This window comes from Mycolicibacterium llatzerense, from assembly GCF_000878195.1.
GTDB classification, from domain to species: domain Bacteria; phylum Actinomycetota; class Actinomycetes; order Mycobacteriales; family Mycobacteriaceae; genus Mycobacterium; species Mycobacterium llatzerense.
This window is the reverse complement of sequence record NZ_JXST01000085.1, coordinates 1-5,650: the sequence shown is the minus strand read 5'-3', so window position 1 is coordinate 5,650 and position 5,650 is coordinate 1. Positions and strand designations below refer to the sequence as shown.

Annotated in this window: 5 protein-coding genes and 1 pseudogene; 2 read left to right on the top strand and 4 right to left on the bottom strand. The window is 64.6% G+C overall.

All coding sequences use genetic code 11. From position 1 onward, the window contains the following. The first annotated feature begins 589 nt into the window (after window positions 1-589). Window positions 590-1,105: a carboxymuconolactone decarboxylase family protein gene (locus TL10_RS29205; protein ID WP_234711572.1), complete on the top strand. Its 516-nt coding sequence runs from the start codon at window positions 590-592 to the stop codon at window positions 1,103-1,105. Window positions 1,106-1,319: 214 nt separating this feature from the next. Then, complete coding sequence (locus TL10_RS29200) at window positions 1,320-1,913, top strand: molybdopterin-dependent oxidoreductase (protein ID WP_043988427.1); 594 nt, start codon at window positions 1,320-1,322, stop codon at window positions 1,911-1,913. Between the two features lie 279 nt (window positions 1,914-2,192). Here TL10_RS29200 and TL10_RS29195 read toward each other — a convergent pair whose 3' ends face one another. The 4 genes and pseudogenes from TL10_RS29195 to TL10_RS29180 form a co-directional block, all read right to left on the bottom strand. Further along, window positions 2,193-2,807, bottom strand: a complete 615-nt coding sequence (locus TL10_RS29195) for a DUF1003 domain-containing protein (RefSeq protein WP_070354552.1) — start codon at window positions 2,805-2,807, stop codon at window positions 2,193-2,195. A gap of 729 nt (window positions 2,808-3,536) precedes the next feature. Beyond that, on the bottom strand, window positions 3,537-4,280 hold the full coding sequence (gene pgl / locus TL10_RS29190; protein ID WP_043988425.1) for a 6-phosphogluconolactonase: 744 nt from the start codon (window positions 4,278-4,280) through the stop codon (window positions 3,537-3,539). Beyond that, the gene (gene opcA / locus TL10_RS29185; RefSeq protein ID WP_043988429.1) at window positions 4,277-5,188 is read right to left on the bottom strand and encodes a glucose-6-phosphate dehydrogenase assembly protein OpcA; all 912 of its coding nucleotides are present in this window, start codon (window positions 5,186-5,188) and stop codon (window positions 4,277-4,279) included. Before opcA ends, pgl begins: the two co-directional genes overlap by 4 nt. Continuing rightward, window positions 5,185-5,650 (bottom strand): annotated as a pseudogene (locus TL10_RS29180) (glucose-6-phosphate dehydrogenase); the annotation flags it as partial. The gene opcA and the pseudogene TL10_RS29180, both read right to left, overlap by 4 nt.

Sequence of the window (5,650 nt, the reverse complement as noted above, 5' to 3'; positions counted from 1 at the left end):
CTGGTAACGCGAACAACTCGGCCAGCGGTTCGAGTCCGCAACGTCGGCTGATCATTCACAGACGAACGAGGTGCGGCTTCGCTCCGGCACCTCATAGGCCACCCCGCGTGTGGGGAGAAGAGGTCTTGTGTGTCACGCGACGGTGAGTGAGATTGCGAGCCATAGCATCTCGCAGCAGACGGAGGAACGTAACGCGTAACTCCTCTACCGTTCGATCGTTGCGGCCGGAAGGCGCCGTGGACGTCGGACGCCTCCATGCGCGTTCTCCCAAAGCTCGCGTGAATCGGCATTCTGTGCGCCAGACTGTACTACATGGTCCAACATCTGGCTGCGCGATTCGGTTCGGCTCACCTCGGCAATGAGCTGGACAGCGGTGGCCAGCCCCATTCGCGGATGCGAACGGGGATGGGCGGCCGCCATCCTGCCGAACTACCGTGGACGGGGATTGGCAACCGAACTCATCTGCAGGGCGCTGGACAGCATTCTTGCGGAGGCATACGAGCGACCGCGAGGTGCCCGGCGGTCCGGCCCTTCATCGCACGCAACCCCGAGTACACCCTGGCCGTGAATGTGCCCGACGCAGGAAGGGATGGTGCTGGTGATGCCTGAGACCAACGCCGCAAACCAGAACTCGATGCTCGGGAATGTCCGGTTCGAAAACATCCGGTTCGACCCAGACCTCACGCCGTTTCACCAATTGGCCAAAGACATGGCTGCGCAGTTCGGTTACTCGGCAAACCTGTCGGGAGATCGTAGCCTGCTACAGCTCCTCCGCCTGCGCGTCGCGCAGCTGAACCCTTGCTCCTATTGCCTGATTCTGCACGCCGCGGTCGCGGCCAGCATCGGGATCCCGTCCGAACAGGCTGCACACCTGGCGTCTTGGCGTGAGAGCAGCATGTTCTCGCCCGCGGAGAGAGCCGCGCTCGCGTACTGCGAAGGCCTCACCTCGTTCTGTCACGTGCAGGTCCCTGCCCTGCACGACGAGCTGCGGCTGCACTTCACCGAGCGCGACGTCGCAGAGATCGCCGCGGTCATCATCAACATGAACGTGTGGACCCGTCTGAAGCTGGCCCAGGGCGCCATTCCGGTCGCCTCAGCCATGTAGCGAATCGGTTCATTGACGGACTCGTCGGTACATTGGAACCGTGCCGACCGGAGGCCGAGTGCGGCCATGGTTGACCCAGCTCATGACAACTCCAGCAGTGGTTGTCGCCTCGCGGATCAGTTGCCTTCCCCTCCTGCCGCCAGATACTTCGATTGGTCTCCGCGCTTACCTCCGCACCAGGCCACCTCGCCGAATTCGACAGAAGGGTGCAGTCGTGGAAGTGATCAACAGCAGCTTCGGAGGACGGCGTGGTTCCAGCGACTCGCGAGTGCCTCCCGGGCAGACTCTCGTCGACGACTGGCCGGTGCTCTCGACCGGACCCACGCGCAACGTCGACGAGAGCCGATGGAGCTTCTCGATCACGACGGAGGACAAGGTCGCGCACCGGTGGAATTGGAATAAGCTTCACCAGGTGGGCGTCGAAGACATCGTCACCGACATTCACTGCGTAACCCACTGGTCGAAGCTGGACATGGCCTGGCGAGGCGTGTCGCTTGACCGGCTGTTCGAGGATGTCCAGACCAGTTACGACTACGTGATGGTGCGTAGCTCCGGCGGATACACCACCAACCTTCGTCTCGAAGATCTCCTCGGTGGGCAGGCCTGGATAGCCACTGGGGCGCAGGGCAAACCCCTTACGCCGGAGCACGGCGGTCCGGCCCGACTTCTCGTGCCGCATCTCTACTTCTGGAAGAGCGCGAAGTGGGTTCTCGGAATGGAGATGATGCCCTCGGACGACCCGGGGTTCTGGGAACGGAACGGATACCACCTCCGCGGCGACCCATGGCACGAGCAGCGTTACTGGTGACAACCCCGAGCCGCGTGCCGGGGCACCTCGGGCGGGTGATCCCGTCGCGGGTCGTCGACGTCGGTGACATTCTGGTCATAGCTGACCTCCTGGCCGCATTTCGACAGGCGCGCTTGAATAGCTCGACGCCGCAAGGAAAGCCAGCACCTTGGCCTAGGGCATTCAGAGGCGTAAAGGTTCCGCTTTGCGAGTGCGGTACACGTAGGCGCTTGAGCGTCCAGCCACGACTGCTATTCGCTCATCGTGCTTTCGCGTTCTGGTCGCCAGAAGCATCACGAATCACGCGGAATCCTTCGATGGCGTGTGCGGTTCCTGTTCTGGGTCATCCGCTTCGCGATTGCCCATAGGTGTACCTGACGTACCTGACGACCGGTCCGGTCCCCGCCGCTCGAGCACCGAGTCGATGGCGAGACTGATCGCGTGCAGGTCCGCCTCGACGTGCTGAGAAATGTGGAATGCCTCAATGTCTCGCGCGCGGTCACGATCGGACTCGCGGCGCTGGGTAAGCAGGATAAGCGGTCCCTGCAAGGCCGCGACCGTCGCGAGAGCCGTTCCGAGATAGTCGAGCATGGCCGACGAGTCAGGATCAAAGAGCGGCACGATCGTGTTGATCACGAGCCACGCGACAATGGCCAGCACCAGGATCAGCAGGAAGGGCCAAGAGCCGGCAACGTTGGCCAGCCGGGCAGCGGCCATATCCCCTCGTTTGGACCGCGCCTCCATGAACATGCTGAGCTGGTGCCCGCAGTTCGGACATGCGAACATCTCGCGGCTGAAGTCGCCGGAGCGCCCAGCGGTCTCGAGCTCGGTCCGGTCTCGGGAAGCGCGGCCGGAACCAGCGGCGCCTCCGGTGCCGACCGCTGGGGAGGCTTCTGTCGGCTCGTCGGGGCTCATAGCGTTCATCGCTCTCGATTTCCCCTGGTGCTCTCACCGGTACTGGAATGTTCGTGCGAGATTTGCTCGCAGAATTCCGCGGCCTCCTGTGTCACTGCTGTCGCGCCGCGAAGGGGAGCGCGTTCGAATCCCGTGGGTGCTCGGTGCCCCGTCTCGGTCGTGATGGTGATCGTCCACTCGTGCGCCCCGACGTCGGTCGTCAGGCCAGCCGTCAGGACCGGCCAGTCGTCCACGGGCCTCTGACCCGGAGGCAGCCGCAATTCGGGGACGCCGACACGTCCACCAGATCCGATACTGACCACTGCCATGGGAAGGCTCCTTCGCATGTCATGCGAGTCTTGGGTGCGCACGTGAGACGTCGACGACCACGGGGTTGTCTGACGCTGTGCAGGACTCAACCGTAAGCATCGTCTTGGTCTCAGAATATGGCTCGATTACAGCGCGAATCCCGACCCATGACACGAGCCCCTCCAGGGGCACTGCTGTGACGGCGACGGCGCGATGGAACCGTGAAAGGTCGATCTGTCCCGCCGACGATCAGGGCGAGCACAGCGACGATGCCACTGGAGGCGAGCGACCGCGTTGGTGATCGCGACGCACGCGCCGAGCCATCGAAGGCGATTCCGCCAACCAATTTTTTGACCACGAAGTTTGACACCGCGGGCGACGACGCCGTCCAAGAAGCGGATCGGCAAACCACACCCCGCCCCGACGCGGCCGAGATGACTGTTAGGCCTTGATCTGGGACGCCGCCTCCGCGTCGAGCAGCCAAACCGTCTTGTTCGTGCCGGCCGCGCCAGCGGCGGGTACCTCGACGGCCTCGGCCCCGCCCAACGCCGCGGCAACCGCGTCGCCGTTCTCGCCGCCGGAAACGACCAACCAGACTTCCCGCGAGCGGTTGACGGCGGGCAGGGTCAACGTGATTCGACGCGGCGGCGGCTTCGGCGAATCCTCGACACCCACGACGAGCCGGGACGTCTCCTGCACCGCGGGGGTGTGCGGGAACAGCGAGTTGATGTGACCCTCGCCGCCCATCCCGAGCAGATGCACATCGAACCATGGGGTCGGCTCGCCGTCCGGTGCATGGGCGGCCAGCACCTGCTCGTAGGCCAGTGCCGCCGCATCCAGATCGGCACCAAACTGGCCGTCGGAGGCGGCCATGGCGTGGATGTTGTGGGACGGGATGTCGATGTGGTCGAGCAGTGCTTCGCGGGCCTGCTTCTCGTTGCGCTGGTCGTCGTCTGCTGCCACGTAACGCTCGTCGCCCCAGAACAGGTGCACCGCCGACCAGTCGATCTTCGAGCCGTGCTCACCGATATGTTTCAGCACCTCCACCCCGGTGCCGCCGCCGGTCAGCACGATGAACGCCTGATCCCTCGCCTCGACCGCAGCGTGGATAGCACTGATCAGCTGATCACCAGCTGCCCCCACCAATTCTTCTGCGTCGGAATAGGTCGCGACGACTTGACTCATGTGTATTGCACCTTGTCTATGCCGCGCAGGGCATCGAGATAGATTGCGTCGGCATCCAGCCTGCGCATGTCCTCGGCCAGACAATCGCGAGTTTCTCTGCGCGCCAACGGTAGTTTGGCATCAGGTTTGGCTGTCCGGCTCAGAGTCGCGGTGACGCCCTGCTGCGCGCGGCTCAGCCTGATCGTCTCGCTCGCGCGGACGAGTTCGACTTTGAGATCGCCGACCGCGCGCTGGACGGGGCCGTCGACGCGGCTGGCCAGCCAACCAGCCAGGATGTCCAGGGCGGGTTCCTCCTTGCGCCCGGACACCAGTGCGGACTGGATCGGCTCGTGCGGGCCCTGGTCCAGCGCCGAAGTGAGCATCGCCCGCCAGTAGGTGATGCGGCTCCACGCCAAATCGGTGTCACCGGGGGTGTAACCCTCCAGCCTGCTCTTGATGCAGGCCAGTGGGTCGGCGCCGTAGGTGGCATCGGTGATTCGCCGTATTGCCAACTGTCCCAATGGGTCCTCGGCGGGCACTCGCGGCGCGACATCGGGCCACCAGGCCACCACCGGGGTGTCGGGCAGCAGGAACGGCGTGACGACGCTACTGGCCTGGGCGGCCAACGGGCCGTGCAGTTTGAGCACGACGACCTCGCCAGCGCCGGCGTCGTGCCCCACCCGGATCTGAGCGTCCAACTTCGGATCGGCGGCCTCGCGGTCGACGGGGAGTACCACGATCACCCGGCATGGGTGCTCACGGCTGGCGGCATTGGCCGCCTCGATGGACTCCTCGAGGACGGTTTCGCTGTCTGGCGCGATGACCAGGGTGAGGACCCTGGCCATCGTGAACGCGCCACCCTCTTCGCGCAGCCCGTCGAGTTTCTTGTTGACCGCGTTGGTCGTGGTGTTCTCGAGATCGACGATCATGGCCGCCTCCATTCCCTGCCGGACCGCTGCAACATCTCGAACGCCGAATCCGGACCCCAGCCACCGGACTCATAGGGGCCGGGTTTCCCGTGGGAGGCCCAGTGCTCCAGCGCGGGATCCAATATCTCCCAGGACAATTCAACCTCCTGGTTGACCGGGAACAGCGACGGCTCACCAAGCAGGACGTCGAGGATCAGTCGCTCATAGGCCTCGGGGGAGTCCTCGGCGAACGCGGATCCGTAGGAGAAGTCCATGTTCACGTCGCGGACCTCCATGGCGTGGCCCGGCACCTTGGATCCGAAGCGCAGCGTGATGCCCTCGTCGGGCTGCACGCGGATGACCAACGCGTTCTTGCCGAGCTCGTCGGTCATGGTGGCGTCGAACGGCAGGTGAGGAGCGCGCTTGAACACCAGGGCGATCTCGGTCACCCTGCGGCCCAACCGCTTTCCGGTGCGGAGGTAG